The sequence below is a fragment of the Agathobacter sp. genome (genome assembly GCF_977054825.1).
This window is the reverse complement of the sequence record NZ_CDRTEH010000001.1, coordinates 371,345-388,863: the sequence shown is the minus strand read 5'-3', so window position 1 is coordinate 388,863 and position 17,519 is coordinate 371,345. Positions and strand designations below refer to the sequence as shown.

The 17,519-nt window shown below is 44.4% G+C and carries 16 protein-coding genes; all 16 read right to left on the bottom strand.

From position 1 onward, the window contains the following. Positions 1-482: 482 nt before the first annotated feature. On the bottom strand, positions 483-2,615 hold the full coding sequence (glgX, locus tag ACW6PM_RS01880) for a glycogen debranching protein GlgX (RefSeq protein WP_456056038.1): 2,133 nt from the start codon (positions 2,613-2,615) through the stop codon (positions 483-485). A gap of 91 nt (positions 2,616-2,706) precedes the next feature. Further along, positions 2,707-3,906 carry a CapA family protein gene (locus ACW6PM_RS01875; RefSeq protein WP_456056037.1) on the bottom strand — a complete coding sequence of 400 codons (1,200 nt, stop codon included), beginning with the start codon at positions 3,904-3,906 and terminating at the stop codon, positions 2,707-2,709. A 79-nt stretch (positions 3,907-3,985) separates the two neighbouring features. Further along, positions 3,986-4,882 (bottom strand): class I SAM-dependent methyltransferase, encoded by an 897-nt coding sequence (locus tag ACW6PM_RS01870; RefSeq protein WP_456056036.1) that lies wholly within the window; start codon positions 4,880-4,882, stop codon positions 3,986-3,988. Positions 4,883-4,899: 17 nt separating this feature from the next. After that, positions 4,900-5,268, bottom strand: coding sequence for an ArsR/SmtB family transcription factor (locus tag ACW6PM_RS01865; protein WP_012743722.1), 369 nt, complete (start codon positions 5,266-5,268; stop codon positions 4,900-4,902). A 366-nt stretch (positions 5,269-5,634) separates the two neighbouring features. Further along, positions 5,635-7,518: a heavy metal translocating P-type ATPase gene (locus tag ACW6PM_RS01860; protein WP_456056035.1), complete on the bottom strand. Its 1,884-nt coding sequence runs from the start codon at positions 7,516-7,518 to the stop codon at positions 5,635-5,637. A 110-nt stretch (positions 7,519-7,628) separates the two neighbouring features. Further along, entirely contained in the window at positions 7,629-7,847 is a 219-nt protein-coding gene (locus tag ACW6PM_RS01855; protein ID WP_012743724.1) for a cation transporter, read from the bottom strand. Positions 7,848-8,047: 200 nt separating this feature from the next. Then, a complete protein-coding gene (locus ACW6PM_RS01850; RefSeq protein ID WP_456056034.1) occupies positions 8,048-8,233 on the bottom strand; it encodes a hypothetical protein in 186 nt (61 codons plus the stop codon). A gap of 346 nt (positions 8,234-8,579) precedes the next feature. After that, entirely contained in the window at positions 8,580-9,179 is a 600-nt protein-coding gene (gene thrH, locus ACW6PM_RS01845; protein WP_012743726.1) for a bifunctional phosphoserine phosphatase/homoserine phosphotransferase ThrH, read from the bottom strand. 199 nt (positions 9,180-9,378) lie between these two features. Continuing rightward, on the bottom strand, positions 9,379-10,047 hold the full coding sequence (locus ACW6PM_RS01840; RefSeq protein WP_456056033.1) for an HD domain-containing protein: 669 nt from the start codon (positions 10,045-10,047) through the stop codon (positions 9,379-9,381). Positions 10,048-10,145: 98 nt separating this feature from the next. Further along, complete coding sequence (gene trpA, locus ACW6PM_RS01835; RefSeq protein ID WP_330022225.1) at positions 10,146-10,913, bottom strand: tryptophan synthase subunit alpha; 768 nt, start codon at positions 10,911-10,913, stop codon at positions 10,146-10,148. Continuing rightward, entirely contained in the window at positions 10,906-12,096 is a 1,191-nt protein-coding gene (gene trpB / locus ACW6PM_RS01830) for a tryptophan synthase subunit beta (RefSeq protein WP_118004059.1), read from the bottom strand. Before trpB ends, trpA begins: the two co-directional genes overlap by 8 nt. A gap of 69 nt (positions 12,097-12,165) precedes the next feature. Next, entirely contained in the window at positions 12,166-12,954 is a 789-nt protein-coding gene (trpC, locus tag ACW6PM_RS01825; protein ID WP_456056032.1) for an indole-3-glycerol phosphate synthase TrpC, read from the bottom strand. Next, complete coding sequence (trpD, locus tag ACW6PM_RS01820) at positions 12,951-13,964, bottom strand: anthranilate phosphoribosyltransferase (protein ID WP_456056031.1); 1,014 nt, start codon at positions 13,962-13,964, stop codon at positions 12,951-12,953. The genes trpC and trpD overlap by 4 nt, the downstream gene beginning before the upstream one ends. A gap of 72 nt (positions 13,965-14,036) precedes the next feature. Then, the gene (locus ACW6PM_RS01815) at positions 14,037-14,603 is read right to left on the bottom strand and encodes an anthranilate synthase component II (protein ID WP_456056030.1); all 567 of its coding nucleotides are present in this window, start codon (positions 14,601-14,603) and stop codon (positions 14,037-14,039) included. Further along, the gene (gene trpE, locus ACW6PM_RS01810) at positions 14,600-16,066 is read right to left on the bottom strand and encodes an anthranilate synthase component I (protein WP_456056029.1); all 1,467 of its coding nucleotides are present in this window, start codon (positions 16,064-16,066) and stop codon (positions 14,600-14,602) included. The genes ACW6PM_RS01815 and trpE overlap by 4 nt, the downstream gene beginning before the upstream one ends. Before the next feature lie 686 nt (positions 16,067-16,752). Further along, a complete protein-coding gene (locus ACW6PM_RS01805; RefSeq protein ID WP_456056028.1) occupies positions 16,753-17,514 on the bottom strand; it encodes an ABC transporter ATP-binding protein in 762 nt (253 codons plus the stop codon). Positions 17,515-17,519 lie beyond the last annotated feature (5 nt).

Below are 17,519 nucleotides of genomic sequence, written 5' to 3'. Positions count from 1 at the left end.
ATTTGTTTATGAGTAGAACAAATAACTTTCTATTAGAAAAGCAACTTGCAACCATTAGTACAACTGTGCCTGACAGGCTTGATTACCTGATGAAGCTCAATAGTTTGACCAACGTGGCTCTTTCTGAAATCATGTGCTGTGCAGAATCAACGATTTCAGGCTACAGAACAGGCCGTAGAGTGCCTGACATTTTTGTCATTTGCCATTTAAGTACAATTTTTGGTGTCACACCCAATTATTTTCTTGGATTCACAGACGAAATTTGTCCAACTCACAACTGATTATGTGATATATACAAGGCCTTCCGGTATCACTTCGCAAAATCACCGGCTGCCGCAACTGTCACATAAAATATATTGAAAAATGAAAGGGGGAAATGTTACTGTCTAAGCCAAAACAGTAACGAAAAACAGCCCGGCACACTTATCGCTATGTGATATGTGTACCGGGCTATTTTTAATTAAAACGATATCAATTTATTGCTACTCTGCCACAAGTATTATCGTGGTTCTCGCAGGAACTCTTATGGTGTTGACACCCAAAAGCTCTGTCTTTGCCATGAAGTCCTCTCCGTCAAAATACTCTGCATTGGTGTTGGTGTCCACATGCCAGTGTTTTCCGTTCGGAAGCACCGGAAGCTGCATCACAAGCGGCTCCCAATATGCATTCATACAATAGAATACAATATCATCCTCCGTGTCCTCCTCATTTCTTCCGGCATACATGATGCCGATGAGCTTTGTCTTGTAATCCGTTGAGGCATTGAACGGTGTACCATTGTGCACACTGATTTCCGGGAACTGACAGGATGAAGGCTTTGTCATCCTTCTGAGTATAGGATGCTCCTTCCTGAACTGAATCATATGACGCACGAAATCATGGATTTCCTTGAATTCCTCAAGCCTGCTCCAGTCGAGCCATGAGATGATATTGTCCTGACAATACGCGTTGTTGTTTCCAAACTGGGTGTTACAGAACTCATCTCCCGCAAAAAACATCGCCGGACCACGGCTGCACAAAAGCGCTGCAAATGCATTCTTTATAAGGCGTCTTCTCAGTCCGTTTACATTTGGGTCGTCTGTCTCGCCCTCTGCGCCACAGTTCCAGCTATGGCCGTTGTTGTCACCGTCTGTATTGTTCCAGCCATTTTTCTCATTGTGCTTTTCATTGTATGAGTAAAGGTCATACAGTGTAAAGCCATCATGACAGGTCAGGAAATTGACCGATGCCTTATGTCCTCTGCTCTCCGGGCTGTAAAGGTCGCGTGAGCCTGTGATACGTGTGATGGCATTTCCCGCCATACCGTCATCGCCCTTTAAAAAGCTTCTCATGTCATCTCTGTATCTGCCGTTCCACTCTGCCCATCTGTTCCATGATGGGAAGCTTCCCACCTGGTAAAGTCCGCCTGCATCCCATGCCTCTGCGATGAGCTTCATCTTGCCAAGCACCGGGTCGAATGCCAGCGACTCAAGAATCGGCGGATTAGCCATAGGTGCACCGTTTTGGTCTCTTCCGAGAATGGAAGCCAGGTCAAATCTGAAGCCATCCACTCTGTACTCAATGGCCCAGTGTCTCAGACAGTCTATGATAAAGCTGCGCACAACAGGATGATTACAGTTCATAACGTTTCCACAGCCACTGAAATTGTAGTAGTGTGCATCCGGTGTAAGCATATAGTACACGTTATTGTCTATTCCCTTGAAGGAAAAGCACGGTCCCATCTCATTTCCCTCAGCGGTATGATTGAACACCACATCGAGAATGACCTCTATGCCGTTTTCCTTTAAAGCCTTTATCAGCGATTTCAGCTCGTCTCCCTCGTGGTTGTGCTCCTCGTTGAAGGCATAGCTGGTATTCGGTGCAAAAAACGATACTGTGTTGTAGCCCCAGTAATTGTAGAGCTGCACATCATCGACCACCCTTGCGCTCTCCATCTCATCGAACTCAAAAATCGGCATGAGCTCCACTGCATTTATTCCAAGGTTCTTAAGATACGGAATCTTATCTTTCAATCCGGCAAATGTGCCCGGTGCGCTGACACCTGAGGACTTATCCTTTGTATAGCCCCTCACATGTGTCTCATAAATCACAAGGTCCTCAAAGGGCTGCTCAAGCTGCTTTATATTGCCCCAGTCAAAGTTGCTTTTTACAACTCTGGCCCTGTACTCAAAATCCTTGCCGCCCTCCGGCTTTTCTCCCCATTTTCGCTGTCCTGTGACCGCTCTGGAATATGGGTCTAAAAGGACATTTTCCTCGTTAAACAAAAGTCCCTTTGCCGGCTCATAAGGTCCGTCAAACGAAAATGCATACTCAAATTCATCCGGCTTTATATCAAAAACAAGCATGGAGTAGGTATCTCCTATCCTGTAGGAATCAGGAAACGGAATCCTCGCATACGGCTTTGGTGCCTGTGGCTTGAACAATAAAAGAGTACACCTTGTTGCCCCATGGGAATTGATGGTAAAGCTCACTCCGTTCGATGCCACGCACGCTCCGTACATTCTGAAAAAGCCCGGACGTATCTTAAATCCCTCTACCACATCAAGCGGCTGCAGGCCTGTATTTACCACATCCTCATGCTTTTCTTCTTTATTGCGCTCTCTCCACATATACATATTGCTCTTTGCTCCCTTACTATATTTGTATGATGGTACATGCCTTTTGTTGCATGACTGCCTTTTTATCTTAATTCGTAAAAAACTGATATTAATTTACATGCAGTTTTCCAAGCTCATCAATTTCTATTTTACTATAATTTTGTGAATATGTGTTCATTAAATTGCATATCTCCTGAGCTTTTTCGCCGGAAGCCACTGTCGGTCTGAAATCATTGTATGAGCTTGCGCTGCTTAAGGTGCATGGAATAATCTGTGCATCTATGCCCGGCTGCAATTCTCCGTTTATCAGAGTAAAGGTCTGCTGATAAATCGCCGTGTTCTTGTCTGACGGATTTTTATTGCCTCCGAAGCAGAAATTTCCAAGACTGTAGCATATCATTTTGCCGTTATAGACCTCCATTCCCTGCAGCACATGAGGGTGGTTTCCGACTACCAGGTCTGCTCCCCAGTCAATGATGCGGTGTGCTGCTGCCCGCTGATAATCATTAGGGTAATGGTCGCCCTCTATGCCCCAGTGACAGCAGGCTATGACGATTGCCGCGCCCTGCTCACGAAGTTTAGCTATACCGTTTTGGATATATGCCTCGCGGTCGCCGTTTTGTGATAAAAGGCTGGCTGACACTATTCCAATCCTTGTCCCATCAGCAGTCTCGTAAATGCCTGTCTGATCATTAAAGCCATACACTATCCCGGCATTTTCAAGCACGCTTCTCGTATCGTCAAGTCCCTGCTGTCCATAGTCGTATGTGTGATTGTTTCCAAGACTGCAGGCCTCGATGGAGCTGCCCGTCATAATGCCAATGTAGCCCGGCTTTCCCTTAAGGTTCCAGCGCTTTTCGACGCGCTCCGTCGCATCCGATAGCACACACTCCAGATTGATGAGTGTCATATCGTCGGCCTCAAAAATATCTCTCACTCCTCCGAAAAAGTAGTCCTGTCCCTTTGAATCATAATAAGAATTAAAACTGCCGTCATAGCTTTGCTCCTGATTGTTGCCAAGTGTACAGTCTCCTGTAGCCGTAATCACTATGGTTGACATCTGTGGCTGCTGTGTATCCGCTTCGGCTGCATCAGACTGTGTACTCTCTGTGCCTTGTGCTGTACTGTCAACTGCGTTATCGTCTTCTTTTCCGGTATCCGATGTGTCTTTAACTACATCCACACCATTCTGATTATCGGCTTCCTTTATATTATCTGCAATATATTCTTTTCCTATGAGTGCTCCCGCCATAATAATGCATAAAACCAAAAGCACAGATAATAGAATTTTTAATCCCTTGTTTTTCATATTTCTCCTCATATGTTATATTATACTTTTATGTTGTTATTCAGGCATAAGCCATCATAATAACAGACTTTATTCAAAACTACCACACTCTTAGAATATCAACCGTGTGCGCACTTGCTCCCATCAGGTCTGCTCTCTCACATGTGGAAAGATGATACTGTACAAACATATCAAACTCCTCCTCGTCAAGAGCATTCAGAAACGGTCTGATATAATTTGCCGCGCCATCGGCTGCTATTATCTTTTCGCGAGTAAGCTCTGCCTGTGCATTTAATGCCTCTATATCTTCTAATCGGACAAAACTGTACAAATCATTAGCTTTTTCTGTACAATGGAAGCTCTCATCGAGCATTCCGCCCTCTATTCCCTCTTTTATATGCTTCTCCTTTATGGCATAGGTTATCACGCTGTACTCATTCATAATGTATGCCACAAGTATGTAACCACCCGGTTTTGTCACCCTTTTTGCCTCATTCAATGCGGCAAGCTTTTCCTCCGCCGACTTCAGATGATACATCGGTCCGAATACGAGTGTGAGGTCAAATTCATCGTTTCCAAACTTTTTAAGCTTTGTGGCATTGCCCTGGTATGCCTTTACTTTATCACTCTTTTGCTTCAGTCTGCCTAAGTTATGCTTAACTAACTCGAGTGCTGTCACATCATAGCCTTCCTCGGCAAGCGGCACTGAATATCTGCCTGTACCCGCACCGACATCCAGGATTTTAATCTGTGAGCGAAGTGCATTTATATCCCTTAGCATTTTTTCATCAGAAGCCAGATTTACTACTTTATTATCTGCTTCCGCTACTTCTGCATCAGACGGATAATCCTCATCATCAAGCTGCTTCTCATTCATCAAGCTGCCAAGACAATCGTGTATATACTTCATGGAGGTGATAAACTCTACCCTGCCGTGGCGGCTGTTTAGGCGCTTTTCCTCGTTGAATTTGTTATAGTATTCTTCTAATTCTGTCACGTATATTCCTCCCTGTATTATTCCTCGATATGCTCGCGTCCCTGCGCAATGATTGTGCGCACATGTCCGTCGGCAAGCGAATAAAACACTGATTTGCCCTCACGTCTGCTGTTTACGAGCTTGTTTGCCTTTAGTATCCTAAGCTGGTGTGATATGGCGGACTGTGTCATGTTGAGCACCTTTGCAAGGTCGCAGACGCATACCTCCGCTTCAAACAACACAAAGAGGATTCTGATTCTGGTGGAGTCGCCAAATACCTTAAAAAGCTCTGCAAGGTCGTAGAGTTCGGTTTCCTCAGGCATTGTATCATTTACTATTTTCAGAAGGTCTTCGTGGATTTCGTTGCAGTCGCAGCATTCTATCTGTTCATTTATGTTTTCGCTCATGGTGGTGTCCTTTCTGCATTATTTTACTTTATTGGCTATGGTGCGGGTGCTTGCAGAAGTTGCATGTGCCCTCGCTCAGTATTTCGATATTAAGACTCTGTAGGAATTATGATTTATGTTTTGTTTATAGGACGCAACCGGCTTTTAGCGCCGTCCATGGCGCTAACGCCTTGTCCGTGCGTCCATGCACGGACATTGCTGTGTTGTGACATAATTCCAACAGACTCTAAATATCTCCATATTCGCGATGTCACATGCAATTTATGCAAGCACCCTTTGGTTTTGGCTCATTTAAGGGTGTGAACAGTAACTTCTTTTATACGCGAAAGACAGAGTGCACCTCTTGGGTGCATTCTGTCTGGTATTTTAAAGCTTATGAACGAATAATGCGCGGATTGCATTTAGTACTGCTATCACCATTACTCCTACGTCTGCAAATATTGCGAGCCACATATTGGCTATTCCGACCGCTCCGAGCACGAGGCAGATCAGCTTGATGCCTATTGCGAAGTAGGTGTTTTCATATACTATTCGCAGGCATTTGCGCGATATTTTTATTGCTTTTGCTATCTTTAGCGGGTCATCATCCATGAGGACGATGTCGGCGGCTTCGATTGCGGCATCTGAGCCCATGGCGCCCATGGCGATTCCGATATCTGCTCTTGAGAGCACCGGTGCATCGTTGATTCCGTCTCCGACGAAGGCGAGCTTTTCTTTACTGCCCTTTTTCGCAAGCAGTTCCTCTACCTTTGCTACCTTATCGCCCGGTAAAAGCTCACTGTATACTTCATCGATTCCAAGCTCTGCCGCTACTGAGTCGGCTACTGTCCTTGAATCGCCTGTAAGCATTATTGTACCTTTTATTCCGGCTTTTTTCAATGCCTTTATTGCTACCGCTGAGGTTGGTTTTATCTTATCTGAAATAAGGATATAGCCCTCATAGCTGCCGTCTATTGCGATATGGACTATGGTTCCGACCTTGTCTGTTTCACTGTAGCTTAAGCCCAGCTTTTTCATGAGCTTGTAGTTTCCTGCCGCTACAGATACACCATCTACCTTTGCTGTGATTCCGTGGCCGCTGATTTCCTCAACATCTGTCACGCGGGTTCTGTCGATTTCCTTTCCATATGCCTTCTGTAAGCTCCTGCTGATTGGGTGCGATGAGCTGCTCTCTGCAAGTGCTGCATACTCGAGCACCTTTTCTCTATCGAGCGTATTGTCGTAGACTCCTGCTACCTCGAAAACGCCCTCTGTCATGGTGCCGGTCTTGTCAAATACAACGTATCTGGTCTGTGATAGGGTCTCAAGATAGTTGGAGCCCTTCACAAGAACACCCTCGCGGCTGGCGCCTCCGATCCCTGCAAAAAAGCTGAGCGGAATACTGATGACCAGTGCGCACGGACAGCTTATTACGAGGAAGGTAAGTGCCCTGTATATCCAGCTGCCCCACTGTGGTGCGGCTGACATGAAAAGTATTCTGACAAGCGGTGGCAGTATCGCAAGTGCAAGTGCACTGTAGCAGACTGCCGGAGTGTAATACTTGGCAAATTTTGATATGAAGTTTTCTGATTTTGATTTCTTTGAGCTTGAATTTTCAACGAGATCAAGTATCTTTGAAACCGTTGATTCTCCAAACTCTTTGGTGGTTTTAATCTTTAAAACACCGGACATATTGATGCATCCGCTGATTATCTCATCACCGCATTTTGCATCCCTCGGCACACTCTCACCTGTAAGCGCGCTGGTGTTTAATGTAGATGAGCCCTCAACTATCACGCCATCAATAGGAACCTTTTCTCCCGGCTGTACCACTATTACTGAGCCGATAGCAACCTCATCAGGGTCAACCCGTGTGAGCTTTCCGTCCACCTCAATATTGGCATAGTCGGGTCTGATGTCCATGAGCTCGCTGATATTCTTACGGCTCTTTCCGACTGCATAGCTCTGAAACAGCTCTCCTATCTGGTAGAAAAGCATAACGGCTATGGCCTCTGTGTAGTCACCATTCTCATAAAGCGCAACCGCTATCGCACCTACAGTGGCAACCGCCATCAGGAAGTTTTCATCAAATACCTGCTTGTTTTTGATTCCCTTAAATGCCTTTTTCAGGATATCGTATCCTATAACCAGATAAGGCACCATGTAAAGCAGGAACCTGATAATTCCCTTAACCGGTATGAAATGTAATATAATCATGAGTACTGCTGCGATTATGATACGCGTAAGTACTTTTTTCTGCTTTTTATTCATACGCCAAAGCTCCATTCGTTATAATCTCTTGATAATCACTCTCGATAATCACCATCACTATAGCGCAGGCATTGAAATAATATCATTTGTCATTCCTGCGCCCCTGCAATTTATAAGAAAATCTCGCAGTCGTCCTCTACCTTTTTACAGTTCTTAAGAACCTCCTGCATAACCGCCTTTGCATCCTGTCCTTCCTCAAACTCAACGCTCATCTTGAGTGTCATGAAATTGACTGTAGCATCCTTTACACCTGCTGTATTTTTTGCGGCATCCTCCATCTTGTTGGCGCAGTTAGCGCAATCTACATCGATTTTGTAAGTCTTCTTCATAGTAGTGTTCTCCTTATTTTCATGAATTATTTGTTTTATTGTACGTTTTGCATTGAACATATGAATGATTGTTCATATGTTAATTTTATTATAGCACCTTTTACACTGTTGTCAATACACAATATGCATCTAAACACAAAATCTATTCACATACTCTAATCACATAATTTAATCACATAGTTTATGATTCAAACTTCATTTTAAATATTTTCATTCCAAATGCTTCCCTCTTCTATCCCGTTTGCCGTAAGCCATTCGTCCTCAACCTCTACATGACGCTGTCTGCCGTCTTCGCCCTCGAGATAAACAATGCATTTTTCTTTTGCGCCGTCCGCTCTTTCCTCACAGCCGAAATCAGCCTCATATATGTGTGTTACTTTATACACCACTACTCTCCACCTTCTTTCATATATTTTGCATGACATAAATATATAGAAACTTCCCACATGTACAGGTGGATGATTCCACTCTTAAATATCATGTGGGAAGCTGTTTATCAACTATATTTATGATTAAAGGGTCAAAAGGTATCATCGATGCATGCTTGCATGCAATTCGATGTATACCTTAGTGACCCGCACTACACCGAGAAAGTAGCAATTTGCTGCGGGGACGCAGGAAATTAGCGTATTTCGAGGTGTAGTCAGATTACGGGAATGCGTAGCATGTAGTAATCTGATTAATCATAAATGAGGGGCAAAATACCTTTTGCCCCTCATATCATATTTACAATTATAATGCCGCTTTAATCGCTGCAAGCAGCTCATCATATGTCTCATATGCAGGAAGCTCAGGGTAGTCCTTCTTGATGGCATCTGTGCTTCTGAAAAGGAAGCCTGCCTTGCTGGCCTGTATCATGCCTAAATCGTTGTGGCTGTCACCGCTTGCGATGGTATCGTATCCGATAGACTGCAGTGCCTTTACAGTTGTAAGCTTTGACTGCTCACATCTCATTCTAAAGCCTGTAATCTCGCCATCTTCCGCAACCTCAAGCTCGTTACAAAAGATTGTTGGCCAGCCGAGCTTCTTCATGAGCGGGCCTGCAAACTGTGAAAATGTATCACTGATGATGATTACCTGTGTGATTGAACGAAGCTCATCTAAGAACTCCTTTGCGCCCGGCATTGGATCTATTTTTGCGATTGTCTCCTGGATTTCTTTTAATCCAAGTCCGTGCTCCTTTAAAATATTTATTCTATAGTTCATGAGCTTATCATAATCCGGCTCATCTCTTGTTGTCTTTTCAAGCTCAGGAATGCCTGTCTCCTTTGCAAATGCAATCCAGATTTCAGGTACCAATACTCCCTCAAGGTCTAAGCATACAATATTCATTTTGATTCCTCCGTGTGTTTTATTTTATGGATTTCGATGAAGCTCAATATACTTGTCATGTAACTATTTAAGCAGCCTTGAACAGTTACATTTTAACAGTTACATTTTATTTATAGTTCACCGATTTAATCCAGTAAAGTATATCATACAAGACGACTGTCTACAATAGAATTATATGGGATTTTTCAGTAAATCATTATTACCGTCCATTACTCTCGTCGGCTTTTGCACACGCACCGGCTTCCGTAGAGAAGACACCCTCATCATCTATGATATTTCCGCTATCAACATGCTTTTTCAGTATATTATTAAACGCATAATCCCAGATTTTCTCTGAGCCAAGTGCTGTGCACTTATTTCTGCCTAGTATCTGCGACAGCTTCACGCTGTGCTCACGCCATGAGAGCCCGCCCGACGCATCGTTTAGCAGCATCGGCTGGATATTGTCCATGGTGTGTGCAAATTTGGCTTCCGGTGTCTGCTGCGCCTCAAATTCCTCCCACAGTTCTAAAAGCGGCTCGCCCTGTTCCTTTGGTAAAAGTCCGTATATGCGCTCCGCCGCCTTCTGCTCACGCTCATGCTGTGTGGCCTTGCCTGCCTCATCATAGGCATATGTGTCTCCTGCGTCAATCTCTACTATGTCGTGTATCAAAAGCATTCCTACTGTCTTTAGCACGTCTATCTTCTCATTGGCATACTCGCTCAAGAGCATGGTCATGATAGCCATATGCCAGGCATGCTCCGCATCATTTTCCTTGCGGCTTGCATCAGCCAAATACGTCTGGCGGAATATCTCCTTTTCCTTGTCGATTTCTCTGATGAAATCAAGCTGTTTTTCTAATCTGTCGTTTTTCTCATTTTCCTGCATTATTGTATCTCCATGTTAATTCTTACCATATTTGCAAATCTGCATCCTTTTACTTTATTATGAATTAACCAATAGCTTTGTCAAGCTTTCAATACAAATTACAGCGCATCCTTCATAGATTTAACATACTCACCGACATGCTTTGGTGAAGCCTCACCATATTCATCGATTATCTTGATGATAGCCGAGCCCACAATGGCACCATCCGAGATGTCTGCCATCTTCTTTGCCTGCTCAGGTGTGGAAATGCCAAAGCCGATAGCACATGGCACATCAGTGTTTTCTCTGATTACCTTGACGATGGAAGCCAGATCTGTCTTAATCTCGCTTCTTGTACCTGTGACTCCGAGGCTTGAAATCACATAGATAAAGCCGGTTGCCTCCTTTGCAATCATTGCGATGCGATCCTTTGATGTAGGTGCGATAAATGAAATGAGGTCCACAGCATATTTCTCGCAGAGTGGTAAAAACTCTTCCTTTTCCTCATATGGGATATCAGGCAGGATAAGTCCGTCAATGCCTATTTCCTTACATGTACTGATAAACTTTTCTGCGCCGTAGGAATAAACCACATTTGCATATGTCATGAAAACCATTGGGATTGTGACATCTTTTCTCAAATCTCTCACAAGGTCAAAAACCTTGTCTGTTGTGACTCCGGCTGCAAGCGCCTTTATGTTGGCGCCCTGGATTACCGGTCCCTCTGCCGTAGGATCAGAGAACGGAATACCAAGCTCTATAAGGTCTGCTCCGTTTGCAACAGCTTCTCTTACGATTTTCGCAGTTGTCTCTAAATTTGGATCACCGCAGGTGATAAATGGTATAAATGCCTTGCCGTTTTCAAACGCACTTCTTATCTTACTCATAAATATTCTCCCCTCTGTATCTTGCTATTGCCGCGCAGTCCTTGTCGCCTCTGCCTGAAACAGTAACAACGATTATCTTGTCCTTGTCCATTGTAGGAGCCAGCTTCATGGCATATGCCACTGCATGTGAGGACTCGATTGCAGGGATGATTCCCTCTGTCTTTGCGAGGTATTCAAAAGCATTTACTGCCTCATCATCTGTTACCGGTACATATTTTGCTCTTCCGATATCGTGCAGATATGCGTGCTCCGGTCCAACTCCCGGATAATCAAGTCCTGCAGAAATAGAATAAACCGGAGCAATCTGTCCGTATTTGTCCTGACAGAAGTATGACTTCATGCCGTGGAAAATACCAAGACGGCCTGTATTTACTGTGGCTGCAGTCTCAAAGGTATCGATTCCTCTTCCTGCTGCCTCGCAGCCGATGAGTTCAACTCCCTCATCCTCTATGAAGTTGTAAAAGCTTCCGATGGCATTTGAGCCACCGCCCACACATGCGATGACCGCATCCGGCAGTCTGTGCTCCTTTTCAAGCATCTGCTCCTTGATTTCCTTTGAGATGACCGCCTGGAAATCTCTTACGATGGTAGGGAACGGATGTGGTCCCATAACTGAGCCAAGGCAGTAATGTGTGTCTGAAATTCTCTTGGTCCACTCTCTCATTGCCTCCGATACGGCATCCTTTAATGTGGCTGTGCCTGATGTGACAGGGATAACCTCTGCTCCGAGCAGACGCATGCGGTATACATTGAGTGCCTGACGCTTTGTGTCCTCCTCGCCCATAAATACGACACATTCCATGCCCATGAGAGCTGCTGCCGTTGCTGTTGCCACGCCGTGCTGACCGGCTCCGGTCTCAGCTATCAGGCGGGTTTTGCCCATTTTCTTTGCCAGAAGCGCCTGCCCTAACACGTTGTTGATCTTGTGCGCTCCTGTATGGTTTAAATCCTCTCTCTTAAGGTATATTTTTGCTCCACCGAGATCCTTTGTCATCTTTTCAGCGTAGTACAGTCTCGATGGTCTTCCTGCATAATCGTTGAGAAGCTCTGTGAGCTCTCTGTTAAATTCAGGATCGTTTTTGTAATGATTGTATGCTTCTTCTAATTCTTTAACGGCATTCATGAGGGTTTCAGGAATGTACTGGCCTCCGTGAATACCGAATCTTCCGTTTGGATTTGTCATGTTGTTTTCCCTTCTGATGTGTATTTGTAAATGTTCTTAAATCTATGAAGATGCTTATATATAGCTCTATCAGCTTAATCGCAATTCATCGAGTTTTTTCTTTTTGTCCTCCGCTCTCATCAGCGTCTCTCCGATAAGCACTGCGTCAGCTCCGATTTCACGTATTGCCCTGATATCGTCAGTGCTCTTTACACCGCTTTCCGATACAAATATGATATCCTCCGGAATCAGGTCGCGCAGCTTTCTGCTGTTAGCTGTATCAACTGTAAAGTCCTTCAGATTACGGTTGTTGACACCTATTATTCTGGCACCGGCTCTTACCGCCATCCCTGCCTCTTTTTCATTGTGTATCTCCACAAGGGCGCTTATGCCGAGGCTGTCACAGATTTTTATATATTCACCAAGCTGCTCCTCTGACAGTATGGAGCAGATTAAAAGCACAGCAGCTGCACCGAGTGTCTTTGCCTGATATATCTGATATTCATCAACCGTAAAATCCTTTCGTATGCACGGAATCGAAACTGTTTTTGAAATCTCCTTAAGATACTCATCCGAGCCTAAAAACCACTTTGGCTCTGTCAGTACCGAGATGCAATCTGCACCTGCCTTCTCGTATTCCCTTGCGATTTCAAGATATCTGAAATCCGGCTCTATAAGCCCCTTTGACGGCGAAGCCTTCTTGCACTCGCATATGAAGCTCAAGCCATCCTTTTTGAGTGCTTTTTCAAATGCAAAATCACAAAGCTTTTCGTTTTTCGTCTGAATCGCGATATTTTTCATTTCCTCAAGGCTTATTTTTTTCTTGTCCTCTGCCACTCGAAGCCTTGAATATTCGGCAAGCTGATCTAAAATATTCATCGGCTTACCTCGATAAGCTTATCGAGTGTCTCAAGTGCTTTTCCTGAATCAATGATTTCTGCGGCAAGCTCGATACCTGCTTTCATGCTGTCGGCCTTTCCACCGATATAAAGTGATGCGCCTGCGTTCATGAGTACTGCATTTCTCTTATGCCCCTTCTGTCCTCCTAAGATATCACGCACGATTTTTGCATTTTCCTCAGGTGTACCGCCTTTTAAATCCTCCTTTGTACAGCGCTCAAAGCCGAAATCCTCCGGTGTGATTACTGTGGTTCTGAACCATCCGTCCTTTATCTCGCATACCTCGGTCGGTGCGCTCATGGAAATCTCATCGAGCTTATCCATGCCGTAGACTACCATTCCGCGCTTTACTCCGAGGCTTACAAGCACCTGTGCAAGCGGCTCTACGAGGTACTCATCGTACACTCCGAGAAGCTGCATGGCCGGTGAACCAGGGTTTGTGAGTGGTCCTAAAATATTGAATACGGTTCTAAAGCCAAGCTCTTTTCTGATAGGTCCGACATATTTCATTGATGTGTGATATTTCTGTGCAAAGAAGAAGCACATGCCGACTTTATTTAAAAGCTCTACACATTTCTCAGGGCTTTGGTCTATGTTGACACCGAGTGCCTCAAGGCAGTCTGCTGTACCGCATAATGAAGAGGCTGCCCTGTTTCCGTGCTTTGCCACCTTCATGCCGCCTGCTGCCGCTACAAGTGCTGAGGTTGTTGAAATGTTGAAGCTCTGTGCATTGTCTCCGCCTGTTCCCACGATTTCGAACACATCCATACCTGTTTTCACCTGTACCGCATGCTCTCTCATGGCTGCCGCACAGCCTGCGATTTCGTCTGTTGTCTCAGCCTTTGCACTCTTTGTGGAAAGAGCTGCAAGAAAAGCTGCATTCTGGGTTGGTGTTGTCTCACCGCCCATGATTTCATTCATCACTGCATATGCCTCGTCATATGTGAGGTCTTCTTTGTTTACGATTTTTACTATGGCTTCTTTTATCATGATTATGTCCTCCTGTATTCCGATGATTTTGTTCTGCTATTTGTTTTCAATTCAACAACCAATATATAAATTTTATGCTTTGATAAAATTACTAAGCATCTGCTTTCCGTCCGGTGTCATGATTGACTCCGGGTGAAACTGCACTCCGTAAATCGGATACTCCTTATGCTGCACTGCCATAATCTCACCATCATCTGTAGTGGCTGTAATCTTTAGGCAATCCGGCATCGTATCTGCATCTGCCGCAAGCGAATGATATCTGGCAACCTTTGCATGCTCCGGGCAACCCTTGAATAAAAGGCTTTTTGTGTCAAACGATACATCCGACTGCTTTCCGTGCATGAGCTGCTTTGCATATGTGACTGTTGCACCGTATGCTGCGCATATCGCCTGATGACCGAGACACACGCCAAGGATTGGGATTTTCTTTCCAAGCTCCTTTGCCACAGCTATTATCACGCCCGCATCCTCAGGTCTTCCCGGTCCCGGTGATAAAATGATGCGGTCAGGCTTTAAAGCCTTAATCTCTTCAACTGTCATCTCATCATTTCTGATTACTCTGATATCAGGCTCTATCTCGCCGATTAGCTGATACAGATTGTAAGAAAAGCTGTCGTAGTTATCAATCAGTAAAATCATTCTTCCACCTCCTGTGAGACTTCCAGTGCCTTAAGAGAAGCCTTTGCCTTGTTTATGCACTCCTGAAATTCCTTCTCAGGGTCTGAATCCGCAACGATTCCCGCTCCGCTTCTCACGAAAACCTTGCCGTTTTTCTTGTAGGCAATACGGATTGCAATACATGTATCCATATTTCCGGTAAAATCTATATATCCAATCGCGCCACCGTATATGCCTCGCTTGTTGTCCTCAAGCTCTCCAATGAGCTGGCACGCTCTGATCTTTGGTGCTCCTGAAAGTGTTCCTGCCGGAAGCACTGCCTCAATGGCATCGAGTGCGTCATATTCATCCCTGATTTCGCCTCTTACTGTTGAACCGATATGCATTACATGTGAATATCTCTCGATGGAATGAAGCTTTTCTACCTTTACACTTCCGAATTTACTTACTTTTCCGAGGTCATTTCTTCCAAGGTCCACAAGCATGTTGTGCTCTGCGAGCTCCTTTTCGTCTGCAAGAAGTCCTGCCTCAAGCTCTTTATCCTCTTCCTCTGTCGCGCCTCTCGGTCTCGTGCCTGCCAGTGGGAATGTGTGAAGCACTCCGTTTTCAAGCTTTACAAGAGTCTCCGGAGATGCTCCCGCAACCTCCACATCCGTTCCCGAAAAATAAAACATGTACGGCGAAGGATTTATCGTACGAAGCACGCGGTAGGTATCAAAAAGGCTTCCCTCAAACGGTGCACTCAATCTGTTGGATAAAACTATCTGGAAAATATCGCCCTCCTTGATATGATGCTTTGCCTTCTCGACCATCTCACAATACTGCTCCTTGTCAAAAAGCGGTGTGACCTCCCCCAGCAGCTTTCCACCCATATTCTGTTTTTTCTCTCCGTGCATCAGAAGCTCCCTAAGCTGCTTTAGCTCAACAATCGCCTTGTTGTAGCCTGTTTCCGGAGCATCAAGTAACATATTTGCGATTAGTATTATCTTCTGGCACAGATTGTCAAAGGCGATGACCTTGTCAAAAAGCATCAGATCAACATCCTTAAAATCCTCTGTGTCCCTTGCCTTTCCTCTGATGCTTTTCTCCTTGTAGCCCAGATAATCATACGAAAAATAACCTACAAGTCCACCTGTAAAAGATGGCAGATAATCGAATTTCGGACTCTTGTACTCTGAAAGAATCTGTCTGATGTACTCTGAAGGATTGTCCGTCTCCACCGAAAGCTTTCCAAGCTTCATATGACCATCTATGCAGTTAATCTCAAGCTTTGGATCATATCCCAAAAATGTATATCTTCCCCAGGCTTCATTGGCCTGTGCTGATTCAAGCAGATAACAATGTGTTGAAACATTCTGCAGAATCCTCATAGCCTCTATAGGTGTGATAAAGTCTGATAATATCTCACAGCTTACAGGGAGAATGTCATACTTCCCGGTTTTTGCTATTTCTTTAACTTCGGTCAGTGTAGGGAAAAATTTCATATGCTTACCTCCAAATTTTATGTTTGTGTGAACAAATGCCCAACATGCAGCTTTGATTTTCTGCTGTGAACAAACGTCCAACATACAGCTCGAATTCGCCTCTTCGAGGCTTCTGTGCAGCTTGCGCTGCTACAATTCTCGCTTTATGTTGTACAACCCAATGTTCACTTGAAATCTCGCATGCGAGCATGCAGACTTGCAAACTCCATTGTACCTCTTTGTTCACTAAAAAAAAGTCCCTGACAGAATATTACTTCTGTCAAGGACGAATAATCTTAACTATCCGCGGTGCCACCTTGAATTCACGATAAAGTTCGTGCGCTTGGCAGGATACCAACATATCCCGGGCAAATGACGTATGCCCACACGTCGCAGAATACTCTGGATGAATGATAAATCCATTTGACTGCGCCCTCAGCGGTCCATTTGACAACTTGTTTCACACCTGATTCTCAGCACCACAGGCTCTCTGTAAAGGCATCATTGCCGTTATCTCCGCTTCAACGGTTTACAATTTATTTAATTGTGCAAACTTTTTATACTGTTTGAATTTCTTTAACGATTTAATACTTTATCTCGCTAAATTTATTTAAAGTTTATCACTCCTTTTTGTGTTTGTCAACATATTTTTGCATTGACAGATTTCGGCTTTTGAGAAATGTATCTCATCCTATTTATCATGCTTTCTACCATCCCTGATCCATCAGCCAGTTATTCAATCCTCTCTCCCGTCGGTTTTGATCTGCCTCATTTGAAAGCTCTGTGTACTCGCCTTTTATATTTCCATCCACGATAAAAAGTACCCTGCTGCACCGCGAAGCCACCTTTGCGTCATGTGTCACCATAACGATCGTTGTTCCCTCTTTATTAAGTTTTACAAGTTCATCCATAACTTCATTTGAGGAAGTGCGGTTTAATGCTCCGGTAGGTTCATCCGCAAAGAGAAGCTTCGGAGAGTTCATCATACTGCGGCAGATGCAGGCTCGCTGAAGCTGTCCGCCGGAAACCTCGTTTATATCGTTGTCCGCCACCTCTATGATGCCAAGTTTTCGCATAAGTGCCTCTCCACGCATCTGCTTTTCCTTGTTGCTCTCCTTTGTCTTTTTGCTCTCTGCCGCAGGAAGTATGATGTTGTCAAGTATCGTGAGATTTTTCATCATATACATCTGCTGAAAAATAAATCCCATCTCATCAAGACGCAGTTTGGCAAGCTCTTTTTCTCTAAGTTCGGTTATATCTTTTCCATCAAAAATGACCTGTCCGCTCGTCACACGATCCATACCGGATATCGCATACAAAAGTGTTGATTTGCCTGATCCTGACGGTCCCATAATGGCGATCATCTCGCCCTCGTTTACCTCTAAATTTACATTTTTAAGTACGTTATTCTGTCTTTTATCTATCACATAAGTTTTGCAAAGATCCTTTGCGCTAAGTAATGCTGCCATGCTTT